Origin of the sequence: Lacrimispora xylanolytica (assembly GCF_026723765.1) — a bacterium.
Lineage (GTDB): Bacteria > Bacillota > Clostridia > Lachnospirales > Lachnospiraceae > Lacrimispora > Lacrimispora xylanolytica.
This window is the reverse complement of record NZ_CP113524.1, coordinates 2,459,428-2,480,107: the sequence shown is the minus strand read 5'-3', so window position 1 is coordinate 2,480,107 and position 20,680 is coordinate 2,459,428. Positions and strand designations below refer to the sequence as shown.

At 43.0% G+C, this 20,680-nt stretch carries 17 protein-coding genes and 1 tRNA gene; 13 read left to right on the top strand and 5 right to left on the bottom strand.

The annotated features are described in order from the left end of the window. Positions 1–116: 116 nt before the first annotated feature. Positions 117–187: transfer RNA gene (locus OW255_RS11725), tRNA-Gly, on the bottom strand. A 153-nt stretch (positions 188–340) separates the two neighbouring features. Here OW255_RS11725 and OW255_RS11720 point away from each other — a divergent pair. From OW255_RS11720 to OW255_RS11700, 5 genes are all read left to right on the top strand, one after another. Beyond that, positions 341–2,260, top strand: a complete 1,920-nt coding sequence (locus OW255_RS11720; protein ID WP_268114193.1) for a DNA gyrase/topoisomerase IV subunit B — start codon at positions 341–343, stop codon at positions 2,258–2,260. Positions 2,261–2,325: 65 nt separating this feature from the next. Beyond that, entirely contained in the window at positions 2,326–4,560 is a 2,235-nt protein-coding gene (locus tag OW255_RS11715) for a DNA gyrase/topoisomerase IV subunit A (RefSeq protein ID WP_268114192.1), read from the top strand. Positions 4,561–4,720: 160 nt separating this feature from the next. After that, on the top strand, positions 4,721–5,809 hold the full coding sequence (asd, locus tag OW255_RS11710) for an aspartate-semialdehyde dehydrogenase (RefSeq protein ID WP_268114191.1): 1,089 nt from the start codon (positions 4,721–4,723) through the stop codon (positions 5,807–5,809). A 59-nt stretch (positions 5,810–5,868) separates the two neighbouring features. Beyond that, positions 5,869–6,930 carry an aldose epimerase family protein gene (locus OW255_RS11705; RefSeq protein WP_024835744.1) on the top strand — a complete coding sequence of 354 codons (1,062 nt, stop codon included), beginning with the start codon at positions 5,869–5,871 and terminating at the stop codon, positions 6,928–6,930. A 75-nt stretch (positions 6,931–7,005) separates the two neighbouring features. Beyond that, positions 7,006–7,890 (top strand): DMT family transporter, encoded by an 885-nt coding sequence (locus OW255_RS11700; protein ID WP_024835745.1) that lies wholly within the window; start codon positions 7,006–7,008, stop codon positions 7,888–7,890. A 13-nt stretch (positions 7,891–7,903) separates the two neighbouring features. Here the strand turns inward: OW255_RS11700 and OW255_RS11695 are convergent, their stop codons facing one another. Further along, the gene (locus OW255_RS11695; protein WP_024835746.1) at positions 7,904–8,386 is read right to left on the bottom strand and encodes a YbaK/EbsC family protein; all 483 of its coding nucleotides are present in this window, start codon (positions 8,384–8,386) and stop codon (positions 7,904–7,906) included. 156 nt (positions 8,387–8,542) lie between these two features. Here OW255_RS11695 and OW255_RS11690 point away from each other — a divergent pair, with 156 nt between their 5' ends. The 4 genes from OW255_RS11690 to OW255_RS11675 all read left to right on the top strand — a co-directional run bounded on the left by OW255_RS11690 (position 8,543) and on the right by OW255_RS11675 (position 13,448). Next, positions 8,543–10,600 carry a DNA topoisomerase gene (locus tag OW255_RS11690; RefSeq protein ID WP_268114190.1) on the top strand — a complete coding sequence of 686 codons (2,058 nt, stop codon included), beginning with the start codon at positions 8,543–8,545 and terminating at the stop codon, positions 10,598–10,600. 12 nt (positions 10,601–10,612) lie between these two features. Beyond that, positions 10,613–11,296 carry an LbetaH domain-containing protein gene (locus tag OW255_RS11685; protein WP_268114189.1) on the top strand — a complete coding sequence of 228 codons (684 nt, stop codon included), beginning with the start codon at positions 10,613–10,615 and terminating at the stop codon, positions 11,294–11,296. Between the two features lie 146 nt (positions 11,297–11,442). Further along, a complete protein-coding gene (locus tag OW255_RS11680) occupies positions 11,443–11,922 on the top strand; it encodes a MarR family transcriptional regulator (RefSeq protein WP_268114188.1) in 480 nt (159 codons plus the stop codon). Positions 11,923–12,200: 278 nt separating this feature from the next. Beyond that, positions 12,201–13,448 carry an MFS transporter gene (locus tag OW255_RS11675; RefSeq protein WP_268114187.1) on the top strand — a complete coding sequence of 416 codons (1,248 nt, stop codon included), beginning with the start codon at positions 12,201–12,203 and terminating at the stop codon, positions 13,446–13,448. Positions 13,449–13,506: 58 nt separating this feature from the next. On the opposite strand, the gene upp is transcribed toward OW255_RS11675, so the two are convergent. The 3 genes from upp to OW255_RS11660 all read right to left on the bottom strand — a co-directional run bounded on the left by upp (position 13,507) and on the right by OW255_RS11660 (position 16,353). Next, a complete protein-coding gene (gene upp / locus OW255_RS11670; protein ID WP_024835751.1) occupies positions 13,507–14,136 on the bottom strand; it encodes a uracil phosphoribosyltransferase in 630 nt (209 codons plus the stop codon). Between the two features lie 16 nt (positions 14,137–14,152). Continuing rightward, positions 14,153–15,493: a uracil-xanthine permease family protein gene (locus OW255_RS11665; RefSeq protein ID WP_268114186.1), complete on the bottom strand. Its 1,341-nt coding sequence runs from the start codon at positions 15,491–15,493 to the stop codon at positions 14,153–14,155. Between the two features lie 71 nt (positions 15,494–15,564). After that, positions 15,565–16,353: a polysaccharide deacetylase family protein gene (locus OW255_RS11660; RefSeq protein WP_268114185.1), complete on the bottom strand. Its 789-nt coding sequence runs from the start codon at positions 16,351–16,353 to the stop codon at positions 15,565–15,567. A gap of 197 nt (positions 16,354–16,550) precedes the next feature. On the opposite strand from OW255_RS11660, the gene OW255_RS11655 reads away from it, so the two are divergent. The 4 genes from OW255_RS11655 to OW255_RS11640 all read left to right on the top strand — a co-directional run bounded on the left by OW255_RS11655 (position 16,551) and on the right by OW255_RS11640 (position 20,584). Then, entirely contained in the window at positions 16,551–17,381 is an 831-nt protein-coding gene (locus tag OW255_RS11655; protein WP_268114184.1) for a helix-turn-helix domain-containing protein, read from the top strand. A gap of 87 nt (positions 17,382–17,468) precedes the next feature. Beyond that, positions 17,469–18,425 (top strand): iron-siderophore ABC transporter substrate-binding protein, encoded by a 957-nt coding sequence (locus tag OW255_RS11650; RefSeq protein WP_268114183.1) that lies wholly within the window; start codon positions 17,469–17,471, stop codon positions 18,423–18,425. Between the two features lie 81 nt (positions 18,426–18,506). Next, on the top strand, positions 18,507–19,547 hold the full coding sequence (locus OW255_RS11645) for a FecCD family ABC transporter permease (RefSeq protein WP_268114182.1): 1,041 nt from the start codon (positions 18,507–18,509) through the stop codon (positions 19,545–19,547). After that, the gene (locus tag OW255_RS11640) at positions 19,544–20,584 is read left to right on the top strand and encodes a FecCD family ABC transporter permease (RefSeq protein WP_268114181.1); all 1,041 of its coding nucleotides are present in this window, start codon (positions 19,544–19,546) and stop codon (positions 20,582–20,584) included. Before OW255_RS11645 ends, OW255_RS11640 begins: the two co-directional genes overlap by 4 nt. Positions 20,585–20,680: the final 96 nt, after the last annotated feature.

Sequence of the window (20,680 nt, the reverse complement as noted above, 5' to 3'; positions counted from 1 at the left end):
TATTTCTTTATAAATTAATATAAAAATTGACAATTTATCAGTAGGTGTTATGAAAGCAAACAATGAAAAACCCTAGTGTTTACAAGGAACTCTTGCATATACTAGGGTTTTTAAACAGCAGATAACGGGAATCGAACCCGCCTCCTCAGCTTGGGAAGCTGATATTCTACCGATGAACTATATCTGCTTACTGATTTTAACTAATAAATATTATATCACACCCGGTTAGTGGAATTCAATCCATTTTTACAAAAAATGGAAAAAGAATCTTAGTAACTTGCCAAAAATGGAAAAAGCATTGTATAATGAAAGCTGATTATACGAAATGTGGAGGAGTATCATGGCAAAAACGCAGTATAATGCGGATAGTATTACCGTATTGGAAGGCCTTGAGGCGGTACGAAAACGTCCTGGAATGTACATTGGAAGTGTAGGGACAAAGGGATTAAATCATTTAATTTACGAGATTGTAGATAACGCGGTGGACGAGCATCTGGCTGGTTATTGTGATCAGATATGGGTGACGCTGGAATCGGATGGTTCCTGTACCGTAAAGGATTCAGGCCGAGGAATCCCGGTAGAGATGCACAAAAAAGGTGTTTCAGCAGAACGAGTGGTTCTATCTACCCTTCATGCAGGCGGTAAATTTGATAATGATGCCTATAAAACCAGCGGCGGTCTTCATGGAGTAGGTTCCTCAGTCGTCAATGCGCTGTCTGCCCACATGAAAATTAAAATATATAAGAACGGTCTGATTCATTACGACGCATATGAGCGGGGCATACCAACGGTAGAACTGATGGATGGCCTGCTTCCTACGTTGGGAAAGACAAAAGAGACAGGTACTGAGATTAACTTTCTTCCGGATGTGGAGATTTTTGAAAAGATACGTTTTAAGGCAGATTGGCTGAGAAGCCGTCTCCATGAAACAGCCTATTTAAATCCAAACCTGAGAATTACTTATATGAATAAAAGACAGGGCGAAGAGGAAACGGTGATTTACCATGAACCGGAAGGAATCGTTGCCTATGTAAAAGAATTAAATGCAGGGAAAGAAAAGATGCACGACCCTATCTATTTTAAAGGGGTCGTTGATAAAGTTGAAGTGGAAGCAGCCATTCAGTTCGTGGATACCTTTGAGGAGAATATTCTTGGATTTTGTAATAATATTTTCACTCAGGAAGGCGGCACCCATTTAGCTGGCTTTAAGACTCGTTTTACCCAGATGATTAACAGCTATGCGAGAGAGCTTGGAATCTTAAAAGAAAAGGATACCAACTTTACGGGAGCAGATACGAGAAATGGTCTGACGGCCGTGGTTGCAGTAAAGCATCCAGACCCCATTTTTGAAGGACAGACAAAGACTAAACTTGCCAGCGCGGATGCCACAAAAGCTGTATTTACTGTGGCGGGAGATGAGCTGGAACGTTATTTTGACCGTAACCTGGAAGTTTTAAAGGCAGTCATAAGCTGTGCGGAAAAGTCTGCTAAGATACGAAAAGCCGAGGAAAAGGCAAAGACCAACATGCTGTCCAAATCCAAGTTTTCCTTTGACAGCAATGGAAAGCTTGCAAACTGTGAGAGCAGAGATGCCGAAAAGTGCGAAATCTTCATCGTAGAGGGAGATTCTGCGGGTGGTTCTGCGAAAACAGCCCGTAATCGTCAGTATCAAGCCATTTTACCTATCCGAGGTAAAATTTTAAATGTGGAAAAGGCTTCTATTGACAAGGTTTTAGCCAATGCAGAAATTAAGACAATGATCAATACCTTTGGGTGTGGCTTTTCTGAAGGCTATGGCAATGATTTTGATATTACAAAGCTGCGTTATGATAAAATCATTCTGATGACCGATGCCGATGTGGATGGAAGTCATATTGATACCCTCCTTTTGACCTTTTTATACCGGTTTATGCCGGAACTTATTTATGATGGACATGTATATATCGCTATGCCTCCTTTGTTTAAAGTTATTCCAAAGCGTGGTGCGGAACAGTATCTCTATGATGAGAAAGAGCTGGAGCGTTACCGCAGGAACCATTCCGGTGATTTTACACTCCAGCGTTATAAAGGTCTTGGAGAAATGGATGCAGAACAGCTTTGGGAAACAACACTTGACCCGGAGCGGCGTGTGCTTAAACTGGTGGAAATTGAGGATGCCCGTATGGCTTCTGAAATCACAGAAATGCTTATGGGAAGCGAAGTAGCTCCAAGACGGCAGTTTATTTATGAGCATGCGGATGAAGCGGAGATTGATGCATAAATAGTTGGAGGTCCCTATCAGGGATACCTAGATGTCCTGAAATGATGGACGAAAAGAGAGGAAACATGGCAGAAAAGATAATTAGAACAGAGTATTCCGAGGAAATGCAGAAAAGCTACATGAATTACTCCATGAGTGTAATCACAGCCAGAGCAATCCCGGATGCAAGAGATGGATTAAAGCCGGTACAACGGCGTGTTTTATATGATATGAGCGAGTTGCGTCTAAACCACGATAAGCCACACAGAAAATCGGCGCGTATCGTAGGTGATACCATGGGTAAATACCATCCCCATGGTGACAGCTCCATTTATGAGACTCTGGTAGTGATGTCCCAGATATTTAAAAAAGGGATGCCTTTGGTCAATGGACATGGAAACTTTGGTTCCATTGAAGGGGATGGCGCAGCGGCGATGCGTTATACGGAAGCCAGACTTGAGAAATTTGCTGAGGAAGTTTATTTAAAGGATTTAGATAAAACGGTTAATTTTGTTCCTAACTATGATGAGACGGAAAAGGAGCCGGAAGTACTTCCGGTAAGAGTGCCTAATCTTTTAATTAACGGTGCCGAAGGTATTGCCGTTGGAATGAGCACCAGCATCCCTTCGCACAACCTGGGAGAAGTCATTGATGCTGTCATGGCTTACATTGATAATTCAGACATTTCCATTCAGGAGCTGATGGAATATATGCCAGGGCCAGATTTTCCGACTGGGGGTATTATTGCAAATAAAAGCGATCTGCCTGCCATTTATGAAACCGGTGTAGGTAAAATCAAGCTTCGCGGCCGCATTGAAGTGGAGCTTGGAAAAAGAAAGGCAGATAAGGACAAGCTGCTGATTACTGAAATTCCATATACCATGATAGGTGCGGGAATTAATAAATTCCTGGTTGATATCGTAGACCTTGTGGAAAGCAAAAAGCTTACAGATGTAGTGGATATCTCCAATCAGTCCAATAAAGACGGGATCCGTATCGTTCTCGAACTTCGTAAGGATGCTGATGTAGAGAAAATCCGCAACATATTATATAAGAAAACAAAGCTGGAAGACACCTTTGGAGTTAATATGCTGGCCATAGCTGGCGGCAGACCGGAAACTCTGAATTTAAAAGGGATATTAAAGAATTTCCTGGACTTCCAGTATGAAAATGCCACGAAGAAATACCAGGCACTGTTAGACAAGGAGCTGGAGAAAAAAGAAATCAAGGAAGGTCTTATTAAGGCCTGTGATATCATTGACCTTATCATTGCAGTTTTAAGAGGTTCCAAGAACCTAAAGGATGCAAAAAACTGCCTTATGACCGGAGATGTGTCCAATATTAAATTCCGGGTCAGTGGATTTGAAGAAGATGCGAAAAAGCTTTGCTTTACGGAAAAGCAGGCCAGTGCTATTTTGGAAATGCGTCTTTATAAGCTGATCGGACTGGAGATTCTTCAGTTGGAGAAGGAATTTAAGGAAACTCTTGAAAAAATTGCTTTATATGAAAAAATTCTTTCCAGCAGAAAAAATATGGATGAAGTAATCAAAGATGATTTAAAAGCCATTAAGGAAGAGTATGCGACTCCAAGAAGAACTGTGATTGAGGACGGCAAGGAAGCGGTTTACGACGAATCTGCCATCGCTGTTTCAGAAGTGACCTTTGTTATGGACCGGTTTGGCTATTGCAAAATATTAGAAAAGAATACCTATGACAGGAATAAAGAAACCATTGAAACCGAGAGTCAGTATGTGGTAAACTGTTTCAATACGGATAAGATCTGTATTTTCACCAACACAGGAAACTTACATCAGGTGAAAGTTCTTGATATACCGGCTGGAAAGCTGAGGGATAAAGGAACTCCCATTGAGAATCTAAGCAAGTTTGACGGGACAAGGGAACAAATCATATACTTATGTCATGCGGAAGGATTAAAAGGGCACAAATTCCTGTTTGCAACGAAACAGGCTCTTATTAAGCTGGTTCCGGGAGAAGAGTTTGAGACCAATAATCGAATGGTGGCTGCAACAAAGCTTCAGGACGACGATTCCGTTATCAGCATTCAGCTGTTAAATGAACAGCAGGATGTGGTGCTCCAGACATCAGCAGGAATTTTCCTGCGCTTCCGTGTGGAAGAAATATCTGAGATGAAAAAGAATGCCAGGGGTGTCCGGGGGATTAAGCTGTCTCAGGGAGAGGAACTGGAAGCTGTTTATCTTCTGGGAGAAGATCCAGTGATTCGTTACAAAGAAAAAGAGGTTCACTTAAACCGGCTGAAAGCAGGTAAGCGAGATGGAAAAGGCAGCAAAGTTCGCCTTTAGTACGTTACCACGAAATACATTTTAAAGAAATGTCTTTGTGACACGAACAAATGTATTTTTATCGCGAATAAATATTGATTTTTCTTTCACTTTGTTATAGGATAGTTAAGAATTTAGCGTATTAGGATATTACAATTTGGAAAGAAGTGAGGAGAAAGCGATGGAAAAGAAATTGCAAGTTGGCATCTTGGGAGCAACCGGTATGGTAGGACAGAGATTCATTTCTCTGCTTGAAAATCATCCCTGGTTTGAGGTAGTGACAGTAGCAGCAAGTCCACGCTCTGCCGGAAAAACATATGAGGAAGCGGTAGGTGACCGTTGGAAAATGACATCACCGATGCCAGAATCTGTGAAAAGGTTAACGGTCATGAATGTGAACGAAGTGGAAGCAGTGGCTGCAGGCGTTGATTTTGTATTCAGCGCAGTAGATATGTCAAAAGACGAGATTAAAGCCATTGAAGAAGCTTATGCAAAAGCAGAAGTACCTGTTGTATCCAACAACAGTGCCCATAGATGGACTCCGGATGTACCGATGGTAATTCCTGAGATCAATCCAGAGCATTTTGAAGTGATCAAGGATCAGAGAAACCGTCTGGGCACTAAAAAAGGCTTTATTGCAGTGAAACCAAACTGTTCCATTCAAAGCTATGCTCCCGTACTTACCGCATGGAGAGAGTTTGAGCCTTATGAAGTAGTGGCTACCACTTATCAGGCGATTTCCGGTGCAGGTAAGAACTTTAAGGATTGGCCGGAGATGGTAGGTAATGTGATTCCATTTATCGGCGGCGAGGAAGAAAAAAGCGAGCAGGAGCCTCTGCGCCTCTGGGGTGAGATCGTAGACGGACAGATCGTAAAAGCCAGTGAACCGGCTATTACATGTCAGTGTATCCGTATTCCCGTTTTAAATGGACATACAGCTGCTGTGTTTGTTAAATTCCGTAAAAAGCCAACCAAAGAAGAACTGATTGACCGCATCCGCCAGTTCAGTGGCCTTCCACAGGAGCTTAAGCTTCCAAGCGCGCCAAAGCAGTTCATTCAATATATGGAAGAAGATAACCGTCCACAGATTACACTTGATGTGGATTATGAAAACGGCATGGGAATTTCCGTGGGCCGTTTACGTGAAGATACGGTTTACGATTATAAATTTGTGGGAATGTCCCACAACACCGTCCGTGGAGCAGCAGGCGGAGCCGTTCTTTGTGCAGAGCTTTTAACAGCCAAGGGATATATATCGGCTGGGAAATAATAAAACCATGAAGCCCCTTTTATAAGGGGCTTTAGGAAAAGGTATATGGAGGAAGCAAAATGGCATACAAAAAAGAACTTTGGGGAAACATGCCGGATGGCAAAGAAGTGTATTTGTATACACTGGAAAATGGAAATGGAGTTTCAGCTTCATTTACAGATTTAGGAGCCGTGTGGGTCAGTATGTTGGTGCCGGACCGGGAAGGGAATAAGAAGGATGTGGTGTTAGGGTATGATACCGTAGCCCAGTACCTGGAAAATCCCCCTCATTTTGGAGCACCCATTGGTAGAAATGCCAACCGGATCGCAAATGCAGCATTTGAAATCAATGGCAAAGAGTATCAATTGGAAGCCAATAATGGTGTCAACAATCTACATAGCGGTTCTGATCTTTATCACTCCCGGCTGTGGGAGGCTGAAGTTGAGGAAGCAGAGGAGGGGACTAAAATCAGCTTTTCTCTTTTCTCACCTGACGGAGATCAGGGATTTCCTGGAAATGCGACCATTACAGCAGCATATACTCTGACTCAGGATAACAGCCTGATTCTTTCCTATCATATGGTATGTGACCAGGATACAGTAGCTAACTTTACCAACCACAGCTATTTTAACCTTGATGGTCATGATGGCAAAAATGCAATGAAACAGCGTGTCTGGATCGATGCAGATTCTTATACCAGAGCAGATGAAGGCTCCATTCCAACCGGCGAGATTACACCTGTAAAGGGAACTCCAATGGATTTCACCCAGATGAAGCCAATTGAGCAGGATATTAATGAGGATTACGAAGCGTTGATCTTTGGCGGCGGCTTTGACCACAACTGGGTGCTTAATCATCCAGAGGGGGAAGTTTCCTTATGTGCAGCAGCAGAATCTGATAAAACAGGCATCCGTATGGAGGTATACACCGATTTACCAGGAATGCAGTTTTACACCGCTAATTTTTTAAAGGACGGGATGACAGGAAAAGGGGGGGCTGTTTATGAAAAACGCTGCTGTTACTGTTTTGAGACCCAGTATTATCCCGATGCCATCAATAAGCCTGAGTTTCCATCTCCTTTATTAAAAGCAGGTGAGGAATATCAGACCGTAACGATTTATAAATTTTCTATCGCAGAATAATATCATACATAGAAAATAACCAGGGACGCAGGGTGCTGCGCCCCTGTACTTATGTGAAAGGACTTTGCTATACATATGAATATACAGGACGGAAAAGGAATTAAGGCACTGTCAGCCCTTGGTCTTATAGTGACCACCATAATATGGGGAAGTGCGTTTGTGGTGATGAAAAATTCAGTCGATATTATTTCTCCCACCTATTTACTGGCTCTGCGTTTTACCATTGCTTCTATCGCACTGGTTGCAGTATTTTTTAAGCGCCTTAAGCTGGTAAATAAAACAGAAATACTATGTGGCAGCCTTCTGGGCGTGTTTTTGTTTGTCAGTTATCTGCTTCAGACGTATGGGGTGAAGTATACCACTGCCAGCAAAAATGCATTTATCACCACGTTATACGTGATTATAGTACCTTTTCTGCACTGGTTCTTTAATAAAAAAAGGCCTTCTGTGAACAATATTGGCGCAGCCGTCATCGCTGTATTCGGACTGGCCCTTATTTCACTGGAAGGCGATCTTTCTATAAATATAGGTGATTTACTGACACTTTTCTGTGGTCTGTTTTTTGCGTTCCATATCGTATTTGTTGACCGGTATACGGATCATCATGACCCAGTTAGGCTGACCGTGATTCAGATGGTGGCAGCGGCAATTCTTAGCTGGGTTCTGGCACCGATCATGGAAGGAACGCAGGATTTTACCGTTATTAATGGATCCATGCTCATTGGTTTGTTGTATCTTGGTATATTCAGTACCATGATCTGCTTTCTCCTTCAGAATGTGGGACAGAAGCACCTAAGCCCAAATACTACTTCTATTATACTGTCCTTTGAAGCAGTATTTGGCCTGGTATTTTCAGTCATATTCCTGGGAGAAGAGGTAACCCCTAAACTCATGGCAGGATGTATCTTATTGTTCTCTTCTGTAATTCTGTCAGAATATCAGAGAAAGAAGAAAGCATGATCGGTGTGATAAATCAGGATGCATCTGTTATTTTACACACATCGATCCATTCCAAAGCACCTGATAGCATGAAAAGCTCTTCACAGGTCAATTCAATGGCAGAATTGGAGCTTCCGGCTGCCGGGAAAACGGTTTCAAATCTTTGCATGGAGGTATCTAAGTAGGTAGATACCTGTTCCGGGTTAGCAAAGGGGCAGACGCCGCCTATTTCATGGCCGGTTAGTAAGGAAACCTCCTCAGCTGCCAGCATTTTTGCCTTGTAGCCAAATGTCTTTTTAAACTTTGCGTTATCAATTTTTGTGTCTCCCGCAGTAACCACCAAAATGCAGCTGTCTGAACCTTCTTTACGAAAGGACAGGGTTTTGGCAATGCGGGCGGGAGATACATCAAGGGCTTTGGCGGCCAGTAAGACCGTGGCACTGGATACCGGAAATTCCTTTACCTGGCAGTCTCTGCCAAAGTCTTTTAAATACTCTTTTACCTTTTGTACTGACATGGTTCAACACTCCTTTTAATAAAATTGTAAACCATTGTACCATTGATATTCCTTTTTTTCAATGGTATAATAAGTTTTAAACGGTCAAATATTTGCTATTCCAAGGCTTACATGGTATAATAGTCAGGTTACTAAAAAAGAGCAGTAGGGAGTTATATGTCGAAATCGTTATACATTGCAGAAAAACCAAGTGTAGCGCAGGAATTTGCCAATGCTCTGAAAGTGAAGGGAAGGCGCAGTGATGGTTATATTGAGTCTGATGAGGCAATTATTACCTGGTGCGTAGGCCATCTGGTGACCATGAGTTATCCGGAAAGCTATGATCCGAAGTTTAAGCGGTGGAGCTTATCTACCCTTCCGTTTCTTCCAAAAGAGTTTAAATACGAGGTAATTCCCAGCGCTGAAAAACAATTTAAGATTGTAAGCAGCCTGCTGAACCGTTCGGATGTAGATGTCATTTATATCTGTACTGACTCCGGACGAGAGGGAGAATACATATACCGCCTGGTTGCCCAGATGGCGGGAGTCAAAGACAAATGCCAAAAAAGGGTATGGATCGACTCCCAGACAGAAGATGAGATTTTAAGAGGAATCCGTGAGGCAAAGGACTCTTCAGAATATGACAATCTCTCAGCTTCCGCATATTTACGGGCAAAAGAAGATTATCTCATGGGAATTAATTTTTCCCGATTGCTTACACTAAGGTATGGACAGCATATTTCCAACTATATGCGAAGTGGGAAAAATACAGTCATATCGGTTGGCCGTGTCATGACCTGTGTCATGGGAATGGTAATCCGTAAAGAAAGGGAAGTCAGAAGCTTTGTAAAAACTCCCTTCTACCGGGTTGTCGGTACATTTTTAAAGGACGAGCTGGACTTTGAAGGTGAGTGGAGAAGCGCTCCAGGGTCTAAATATTTTGAGTCCCCTTACCTTTATAAGGAGAATGGTTTTAAGGAGCGAAAGCATGCAGAAGAGCTGATTTCAATCCTGACTTCTCTCACGCCCCTGGAAGGAACCGTTGCTTCTATTGAAAAGAAAAAAGAAACGAAGAATCCGCCTCTTCTTTATAACCTTGCAGAGCTTCAGAATGATTGCTCCAAGATGTTTAAGATCAGTCCTGATGAAACCTTAAAGGTAGTGCAGGAGCTTTACGAAAAGAAGATGGTCACATATCCCAGAACCGATGCCAGAGTGCTTTCCAGTGCAGTTGCAAAGGAAATCCATAAAAATATCGGTGGGCTGAAAGGCTTTGAGCTGTTAAAAGATGCAGCAGCTGAGGTTTTGGAAAAAGGTTCTTACCGTAATATAGAAAAGACCAGATATGTCAATGACAAGCAGATCACAGATCATTATGCAATCATACCTACCGGGCAGGGCCTGGGAGCAATGAGGGGCCTTTCTCCTTTGACTTATAAAGTCTACGAAGTTATTACCAGGAGATTTCTAAGCATTTTTTATCCGCCGGCTGTTTATCAGAAATATTCGCTGGAGCTGGTGGTGGACAAGGAGCATTTCTATTCCAGTTTCAAGGTCATGCTGGAAGCGGGATATTTAAAAATTGCAGACGTGTCAGGCATGAAAAAGAAAGCTCAAGAGGATAAAGACGGGGGAAAATCATCGTCTGAGGAAAATTCAGATGAAAACAATACAGATGCACCTCAAAAGAATATGGATAACCCGGCATTCATTGCTATGCTTGGCACCTTAAAAAAGGGAATGGCTCTTTCTGTTAAGGAATTTACCATAAAGGAAGGGGAAACATCCCCACCAAAACGCTATACCTCCGGTTCTATCATTCTTGCTATGGAGAATGCAGGACAATTGATTGAGGACGAGGAATTAAGAGCTCAGATCAAGGGAAGCGGCATTGGAACCAGTGCTACCAGGGCGGAGATTTTGAAAAAGCTGTTTAACATCAAATATCTTTCCCTGAATACGAAAACACAGGTTATTACCCCGACACTACTTGGAGAGCTGATTTATGATGTGGTGAATGCTTCCATCAAGCAGCTATTGAATCCAGAGCTTACTGCAAGCTGGGAAAAGGGTCTTACTTATGTTTCTGAGGGGTCCATTACCTCCGAAGAATATATGCAGAAATTAGAAAATTTTGTTGCCGGACGCACCTCTGGGGTGCTCAGGCTCAATAACCACTACGATCTTCGCAGTGTATTTGATGCAGCGGCAGCTAATTATATTAAAGAAAAATAGGAGATTACAAACATGAAAAAAGAAGATATGACAAACCAAGATCTATTTGATACAAACTATACTGTTGCAAAATTATTATTTGAGCAGACAACATATCCTTGGGAAGTTCTTCCTAAAATCAGTGAGTTCATTGTTTCTTTAGGAGAACGTCTTCCTAAAGATGAGTTTGTACATGTAGGAAAGGCCGTATGGATTCATAAATCTGTAAATCTTCCGCCAACAGCATGTATGGGTGAGCACGTAATTATCTGTAAGGGAGCTCAGATCCGTCATTGTGCATTTATCAGAGGCAATGCCATCATTGGTGAATTTGCTGTGGTTGGAAACTCCTCTGAAGTAAAGAACTCCATTCTTTTTGACGGCGTTCAGGTTCCTCACTTTAACTATGTAGGAGACTCCATTTTAGGATATAAGTCTCATATGGGTGCTTCTTCCATCGCTTCCAATGTGAAATCAGACAAATCTCTGGTTACTGTACACGCAGAGGATGGGGATATCGAAACTGGTCTTAAGAAATTTGGTGCCATCCTTGGTGATTATGCAGAAGTAGGCTGCGGTGCAGTTTTAAATCCAGGAACTGTAATCGGACCAAAATCCAGCATTTATCCTCTTTCTTCTGTAAGAAGCTGTGTAGATGCAAACTCTATCTACAAAAATCAGGGTGAAGTTGTAGAGAAGACTGTAACAGAAGAGTAATGAATTGTAATCTCAGATAAGAGAAAGAACAACGTGCAAGAGAGGGGCTGTCTCGGTGAGAGATGGCCTCTTTTTAAAATAGTTTCGTATGTAATAAGAGAATTATTTATCGTGTAAATTGTTTCTTGAGAGTGGGAGGGCTGGCAATGGATAAAGAAGAACATGTCATTATGGGATTAAGGGATTTGTTAAATAAGATGTCTTGGCTGAATAAAATTAAGATGGAAGACGTACTTAAGGACTATAAGCCTTCCGAAGTGCATTGCATTGAATACATTGGGAGAAATTCAGATTCTAACGTGACAAAACTCTCAGAGTCCTTCTATATGACCAGAAGCGCCATGAGTAAAATAACAAAAAAACTGATGGAAAAAGGTTTTATTGAAAGTTATCAAAAGCCTGATAACAAGAAGGAAATCTATTTCAAGCTTACCAATAAGGGAAAAGAACTATATGACATCCATGAGCGCCTTCACAAAGAATTCAGGGAACGTGACAAGGCTGTTTTTGAGCAAATTACGGATGAACAGTTTGACGGCATGCTCCGCTTTATAGAGCGGTACAGCAGTCATTTGGATGAAGAAATAAAGAAACTTGATTCTGATATTTATTCAGATAAAAATTAATCATATATTCATAGAACAGGCGGCCAACGGACAACGTGAGGCCGCTTTTTTATTATATAGTAAAGTTCTACGAACTCCCCTATATAATAAAAAGCACGACCTGCAGGAGGTACATGACGCTTAAGAGGAAGAGGTCAATAAAGTGACGGCGCGTTAGCGGCGGAATCTGGCAAGGCAGACTCTTTATATTGTTCTGATTATTGTTGACAAGGAAACAAAAATAGGCTATGATAAATATGTTTCCAAGGAAACAATAAAACAATGAGAGGAGAATTGTTATGTTTACATTTAAATTGCGAAAAGAAGAAAATCATGAAGCAGCGATAGATAGAAAGGCTTTGATCTTTGGCCTTATGATGGTATTTCTTTGTGGATTAGGGTTTAGTATTATAACCCCTGTAATTCCGTTTTTAGTAGCACCATATGTTAAATCCCCCGAAGAACAGGCAATTATGGTCACGCTTTTAACTTCCGTTTATGCCGCTTGTGTTTTTCTGGCTGCTCCGGGCTTAGGAGCTTTAAGCGACAGGTATGGGCGCAGGCCCTTGCTGTTAGCTTGCCTTTTAGGATCGGCAGCCGGTTATATTGTTTTTGGTATAGGAGGCGCATTATGGGTATTATTTGCCGGGCGCATCATTGAAGGAATAACAGGTGGCAGCATAAGTACTATTTTTGCTTATTTTGCAGACATCACTCCCAGAGAGCAAAGAACTAAATACTTTGGGTGGGTAAGTGCGGTCACTGGAACTGGTTTTGCCATAGGGCCTGCCATAGGAGGATTGCTCGCCAGGTTTGGTTATTCGGTACCTATGTTCTTTGGAGCTGCCATTACCTTGTTGAACTTTGGATTTGGAATCTTTTTTATGCCTGAAAGTCTTCATAAAGGTCTCAGATCTGAAATAATTTCTCTTGCAAGCTTAAATCCTCTTAAGCAGCTTATGAATGTATTGTCTATGAAAAAATTGAAACGGCTTTTGATCTCTGCTTTTTTACTTTGGATACCCAATGGATCACTACAGGCGGTTTTTTCACAATTCATCATAGATACCTTCCATTGGCAGCCAGTAATCATAGGACTCATGTTTTCCATTATTGGGATACAGGATATTATATCCCAAGGTTTTATCATGCCAAGGCTTCTAAAAAAGTGCAGTGATATGCAAATTGTAATTCTTGGGATGAGTTCTGAGATATTAGGGTATTGTTTGATTGCAGTATCCGCCTTGTTTTCCTTCTATCCCTTTTTCATTTTAGGTATGTTTGTCTTTGGATTTGGTGATTCCATTTTTGGACCATCCTTTAATGGTATGATTTCTAAGTCGGTGGAATCAAGCGAACAGGGGAGAGTGCAGGGTGGGAGCCAGGCCATACAATCCCTGGCAAGAATTGCAGGACCGGTCATTGGGGGCCAGCTCTATGTATTGCTTGGCCATGTATCACCAGCCTTAATGGGAGTGGTTTTAATCACCGGGGCTTTACTGGTATTGGGCCGGAAGGAACGTGTATACAATCATCTTACAACATAAAAACAGGGGTACAAAACTTGAATGAAGTCTTGTACCCCTGTTTCTATCTATTAAATCTCTATTTTGTTCCGAAAATACGATCGCCTGCATCGCCAAGTCCTGGACAGATGTAGGCATTCTCATTTAATCCACGGTCTAAATGTCCTACATAAATCTGAATATCAGGATGAGCTTCCTGAAGCTTCTTTAAGCCTTCTGGAGCAGCAATGATACACATGAATTTAATGTGTTTGCCGCCGTACTGCTTGATGAAATTGATTGCTTCAACTGCAGAACCGCCGGTCGCTACCATAGGATCTGTGACAACGATGGTTCTCTGTTCGATTGGGCTTGGAAGCTTACAGTAATACTCGTGAGGCTCGTGAGTCACTTCGTCCCGGTATAAGCCGATGTGTCCTACTTTTGCAGAAGGAACCAGAGCCAAAATACCATTTACCATACCCAGTCCTGCGCGGAGAATTGGTACGATTGCCATTTTCTTGCCGGCAATCATTGGAGTCATGCAGGTTTCGATTGGAGTCTCTACTTCTACATCCTGTAAAGGGAGATCTCTTAAGGCTTCAAAGCCCATCAGCATAGCAATTTCTTCAATAAGAGCACGGAATTCATTGGTGCCTGTTCTTTTATCTCTTAAGATAGAAATTTTGTGCTGAATCAGGGGGTGGGTAAAAACGGTTACATTGTCCATTGAAAAATCCATAATGTTATTTGTCCTTTCTTGAATCTCTTGTTGTATCAGGGGTTTCCGGCAGAATCAGGTTCATAATGACACCTACTACAACTGCGATGAAAAGGCCTGAAATGTTTAAAGTAACAGAACCGATCTCTGCATTAAGACCGCCGATCTGGCCAAATCCAAGACCAAACACCAGAATAAGTCCAACAATGGATAAATTTCTGCTATGTGTAAAATCCAAATCTGATTCGGCAAGAGAACGGATACCTACGGCAGCAATCATACCAAAGAGCATGATTTCAACGCCGCCTTTTACAGGACCGGGTATGGTCTGAAGAATTGCGCCCATTTTTCCAAATAGACCTAAAATGATTGCAAACACTGCGGTAATACGAAGAAGTCTTGGGTTATAGTTCTTTGTAGTTGCAAGCACTCCAGTGTTTTCCGCATAAGTAGTATTAGCTGGACCGCCTGTGAAACCTGCAAAAAGAGTTGCAACACCATCACCCATAAGAGTGCGGTGGAGTCCGGGATCTTTTAAGAAGTCTTTTCCTACGACTGTTCCATTGGTAGTAATGTCACCGATGTGCTCCATAAACGTAACACAGGCAATCGGTGCGATGGAGAGAATTGCTCCCAGGCTGAATTTTGGAACTGTCATGAAAGCTACTCCATTTAGATCTTTGGTTACATAAGGAATGTTGATCCAGGCTGCAGATGTAATGGCGGAATAGTCCATGTGAAAGACGCCTAAGCTTCCTAAAATTATGCACAACAAATAACCTGCCGCAATTCCGATAAGAATCGGGACAAGCTTAAAGAATCCGTGTGCGAAGATAGAGCATAGGATTACTACAAGCAGGGTAAATAAGGCAATTCCCAGGTTTAACGCTATGGCTGGAGTCATTCCGTCGGCAAGGCTTAGGTTGCCGGTAGCATCATTGATTGCCGTGCTTGCAAGGTTAATTCCGATTACTACAATGACAGGACCTGTTACTACCGGAGGGAATATCCTCTTAATCTTGTCCGAACCTACGATAAAAACAAGAAGGGAAAAGAAAAGATAGACTAAACCGGCAAAAATAATTCCACCCTGTGCTAAAGGTACGTTCTCTGGAATCACGGTTCCTTCCGGGCGGATGATAGAGCTAACGGCGGCCAGAAATGCGAAGGAAGAACCAAGAAACACAGGAACCTTAAATTTAGTACAGCAGTGGAATATTAAGGTACCAACGCCTGCAGAAAATAGTGCCAGCGATGGGTTGAGACCAGTCAGCAAAGGAACCAGTACGGTTGCGCCAAACATAGCGAACAGATGCTGGATACTGAGCAGATAATCTCGCGTGGTGAGTTTTTCTTTATTACTCATTTTTCGACTCCATTTCTATTTATTTTCCGTCCTATTTTAACAGAGAAAGGAGTAAATGGCAACTATTTTTCCTATTTTGTCACAGGAGTGTAAGAAACCAGGGCAGAATCGCCTAAAGCATGGGGCACTGGAATGGAGAAAATGATGTTTCCCTTGTCTTCATAACTAAAGGAATCCGGGAATGCTGGGGTTCCACCCGGCAGCTTTGTCTTAATGGGAAAGTCAGCTTCCTGGAATAATTTGACATACGAAGAAAGGTCCATCTGCGTTCTTGCATCCATAAGTGCTTCTGTAAGTTCCGGGGAAGCATTGTAGAATTTCACCTGATCGGAAAGAACGTACTCTGCCAGAGCCTCGGGATTTGCAAAATCTGTCAGACCAAGATCCTTCACCTGGTTGATATCAATTGTATTTGTGTAAAAGAGATTAATAGGATGTGCAGCTCCCTCTGCGTAAAAGGTACCGGTGTAAACGGCTGTAATCCGTTTGGGATCAGCAGAAATAATTTCAGCATCAACAATCACTGTGTCCTTTAAGGAATCAACGGAAGCAATGCTTAGAAAGCTGAGGGCATTGTCTTTCAGCAGTTGATTGACGCTTTCTTCTTTTTTCTTATCTTCTAAATTAGAGATTGCAGGATATTGAATGGAGACATTTTTGTCTTTATGCGTTTTTATTGATGTGGTGATGACTGGATGAGTGACTGGTTTTTCTGAATAATCTCTGATTACAATGGTGCTTGCCTGGCTTTCCACCTTGGAAGCTTCCGGGGAGACGGTTTTGATATAATTCTTTTGATTGCACCCGGATAAAATTAGAACACAGAGAGCAGAAAAAAAGAGAAGCTGTTTGCGGAACATATTAGAACTACCACCTTTCTTTTTGTTCACATTCAAATTCAGTATATCATAAAGTATGAAAATATGGGGAAAAGAATGTGGAAATGATTGTATTTCTGCGTCATTTTTCCACCTTTGCTTGCGGGAAACCAGGAGAAATAGTATAATTTGATAGTTAGACACGACTAACTTAAAAAGATAAGAAAAGAGATAGAACTATGGATGCAGAATTAGAACAGTTTATAAAAAGCTACTCCAATGCCTCTATATGTGTACAAGGGGTTTATCACTATGCAATAGAGCCAGGATCTTCCGGCAGACAGAAAACGGCCCCATTTCGTGGATTTATATTTCCCATCAGCGGAAGGGCGCAGTATGCCTTTGATGGAACTCTCTATACCACAGATTCCCGGAAAATCATTCATGGTGTGCCGGATATGATGTTAGACAAGCTTGTTCTGGGAAATAGAAGGTGGGAATACATATCTGTTTTTTATGACATAACAGGGAAGAAGCCGGAGGGAGAGTTTCTTCCTGATACCCATTTTGAACTGACGGTTGGGCATAGCCCCAGGCTGAACGGTCTTTTATGGCGTCTTCGCAGAGCTTTTTCAGAACCCGGGGCCCTTTCTTCCTTTCAGTCAGAAGTGTTGTTTCGCTGCATTTTGGAGGAAATGTTTATCAGTGCTGCGAGCCAGACAAGTGACAGCTCCCATATGCTTTTTAAATCTGTCCGTTCCTATATTCACGATTATTATATGGAGGGGCTGACGGTAGGAGGACTGGCGGAACAAAATGGAGTGACTGCAAACCGTTTGTTTTATGTATTTCGAAGCTATGCCGGAATGGGGCCGGGAGATTATCTTCTCCGGTACCGCTTAAATCGTGCAAAGGAAATTCTCATTACAAGTGATGCTTTAATCAGTGACGTTGCCCGGGGAGTTGGTTACGATGATCCACTGTATTTTAGCAGGTTATTTAAAAAGCAGTTTGGAATAACACCCAGCGGCTTTCGTGAGAAATTCAGGAATAATCCATGTCCATCTTAGGATTATTCCATTCCAATCAATTTCTTCCATTGCTATACTGTATGAGTTGAATACGGAACACATCATTCAGTACCTGGAGGATATGACATGAAAAAAATGATGAGAATACTTCTTTCCATTGCAGTTTTCTCCTGCCTGATCAGTGGTTGTACCAAAGCGCCCAAAGAGACGGCAGTCACTGGTTCCCAGTGGCCAAGAAGTTTTAAAGACGCGGCAGGGCATGAGGTGGTTTTAGAGAAGCAGCCGGAGAGAATCGCAATCCTGCATTCCATGTATCTGGAGTATTTCTTTGCACTGGATACGCCCCCAATTGCTTCCGCTGGTGCTAATACAGGAACAGCCATGAAAGCGCTGGAAGAATTTGAAACGCTTCGCCCCTTTAAGGGAACCGCGGATATTATTGACTTAGGAAGTGCACGTCAGCTTAACTTGGAAGCAATTCTTGCAGCAGAGCCAGATGTCATCGTTACCTTTAACGGACATGGGGGAGTAAATGAAATATATGACCAGCTGACACGAATAGCTCCGGTAGTTATGCTGGATTATACAGCAAGCTGGCAGGATTCCATACGTGATTGTGCCAAGATTGCAGGTAAGGAAAACTTAGCAGAGCAGCGAATCAGGGAAACAGAAAAAATCATGTCGGAAGCAGGAGAAAAGCTTGCAGGCATAGGCGATAAAACGGCGGTTTTTGTTCGTTCCGATGGAAAGGGTGGAGTATTTGCCCTTGGAACCTCCCGATATCCTTACTATTATGATAAAACCTCCGGCTTTGGACTCTCCATACCAGATGGATATCCTGAGGAATGGGGCGTAATTTCTTTAGAGACTCTGTCTGAGCTGGATCCGGATTATATTATTTTTCAGGACTTTATCTCCGATGCCAAAGGCCTTGTAACGTCCCTGGAAGCGTCTGCTGTATGGAATAATTTAACGGCGGTCAGGAACCAGCAAGTCGTTTATCTGGATGGCTCTTTGAATACCACTAGTCCTCTTGCCATACAGGCAGCAGCAAAGGGACTGACGGAAGCATTGGTAAGGTAACGGATTTATCATAGGATTTGCCGGGCGACATTAAGACAGTGAGTTGCCCGGTTTTTTGTATACTTAATTTAGGAGGGTTCAATGAAACCGAGCATTTTTACAGAACAAACCGGTTACCAAAAAAATCTTCTGAGGAGGACGTGTCTGGCTCTTTTAGGAGGTCTCTTATTACTTCTTTACGCCATGACAGTTTCCGTGATGGGCGGGGCGTCAGATATACCTGTTAAAACCTTGTGGGAGGCAGTGACACAGTATGATGCCGGACAGTCCCAGCATTTAATTATTATGGATCTGCGGCTCCCCAGGGTGGTCACTGGGGCAATGGTTGGAGCTTCCCTTGCTGTAGCCGGGGCAATGATGCAGGCAATGACGAAGAATCCTTTGGCAGATTCCGGGCTTATGGGCCTTAATGCCGGGGCAGTCTTCTCTCTTTCGGTCTGCTTTGCCTTCTTTCCCGGTCTGCGTTATCAGGAGATGATGTGGGCGGCATTTGCTGGAGCAGCCCTGGGAGCAGGCTTAGTTATCGGGGCCTCTGGCATGAGAGGAGGAACAAATGAGTCTGGGAGAATTGTACTGGCAGGAGCTGCGGTCAGTGCGCTACTTACTGCATTCAGCCAGGGAATTGCCTTGCATTATAATGTTTCTCAGAAGGTGATGTTCTGGACAACAGGAGGGACAGCAGGCGCAAACTGGCAGCAGATTAAGGGGATATCTCCCTGGATTGCAGCAGGACTTATTGGAGCTTTTCTTCTGGCTAGGTCAATATCACTGCTCAGTCTTGGTCAGGAAACCGCAAAAGGACTTGGTGTGAATACCGGGGCAGTAAATGCAGTCTGCTCCTGTTTGGTGTTTATACTTGCAGGTGCAGCGGTATCCATAGCTGGCGGAATTGGATTTGTAGGGCTTATGGTCCCTCATATCGTCCGTTATTTTGTTGGTATGGATTATCGAAGCATTCTTCCTGTCTCCGCCATCTTTGGGGCAGCGTTGGTTGTTGCAGCGGATTTAGGCGCCCGGCTGGTCAATCCACCCTTTGAAACACCCTTAGGTGCTGTGGTTGCTTTGCTTGGAGGCCCGTTTTTTCTGTATCTGGCATGTAGCCAAAGGAGGCGTAACGTATGAATCCCGTGAGAGAGTTAGTTAGGACTGACAGGGGTAGGCGTCTTTCTCGAAACCATGGAGTGGTGGTGATTTTATGTGGAATACTTCTCTTTACTCTGCTGGTCAGTATGAATACAGGTCAAATAAGGCTATCTCCATTTGATACGCTCCGCACTCTTTTTGGAGGCGGCAGCGGGAAAGAAAATCTGGTTTTATTTCAGTTTCGTCTTCCTCGCATCGTGATTTCCATATTGGTGGGGGCAGGTCTTTCTATTTCAGGCCGCATTATACAGGCGGTACTGGGAAATTCCCTGGCAGATCCGGGGCTTCTGGGTATTCATGCGGGGGCTGGCTTTGCAGTTACTATGTATGTGCTGTTTCTTGGGACACAGTCCTTTTTGGCGGTCTTTACCATGCCCTTTATTGCCATGGCTGGGGGAGGAGTAACGTCCTTTTTCATATATATTCTGGCGTATGCCAGACGAAGGGAAGCCTCCCCGGTTCGTCTGATTTTAGTGGGGGTGGCTTTACAGGCAGGCTTAACTGCCCTGACGACGGTAACTGTGGTCAGGCTTGACGAAACCCAATACAATTTTGTGGCCGCCTGGCAGGCAGGGACCATATGGGGGGCAAATTGGAACTACGTCATGGCTTTGCTGCCATGGATTTTTATACTTGGATTCTATGTTTGGTCAAAGGCACTTGTTCTTGATGTGTTAAGTCTGGGAGAAGAAGTGGCTGGCGGACTGGGGATTTCAGTTTCGCGTCAGAGAATCTTTCTTCTTTCGTCAGCAGTAGCGCTGGCTGGTTCTTGCGTGGCTGTTGGCGGTGGCATTGGCTTTGTGGGACTAATTGCACCCCACCTGGCAGCGAAACTGGTAGGATCGCGTCACCAGATCCTTTTGCCCGTATGTGCCCTGACAGGGTCAGTACTGGTCCTGGCAGCGGATACCGTAGGAAGAACCATTGTTCAGCCCTCTGAGCTGCCGGCCGGTCTGGTAACAGCCGTTATTGGAGCACCTTACTTTTTATATCTGTTAAGGAAGCGCAGAAACTGAGTGAAATATGAAATAAGAAATATGGACATAGAGTCTACAATCGACAAGATATCTTCTGAGATGAAAACAGAATTGAAACAAGGCAGAAGCAAAGAA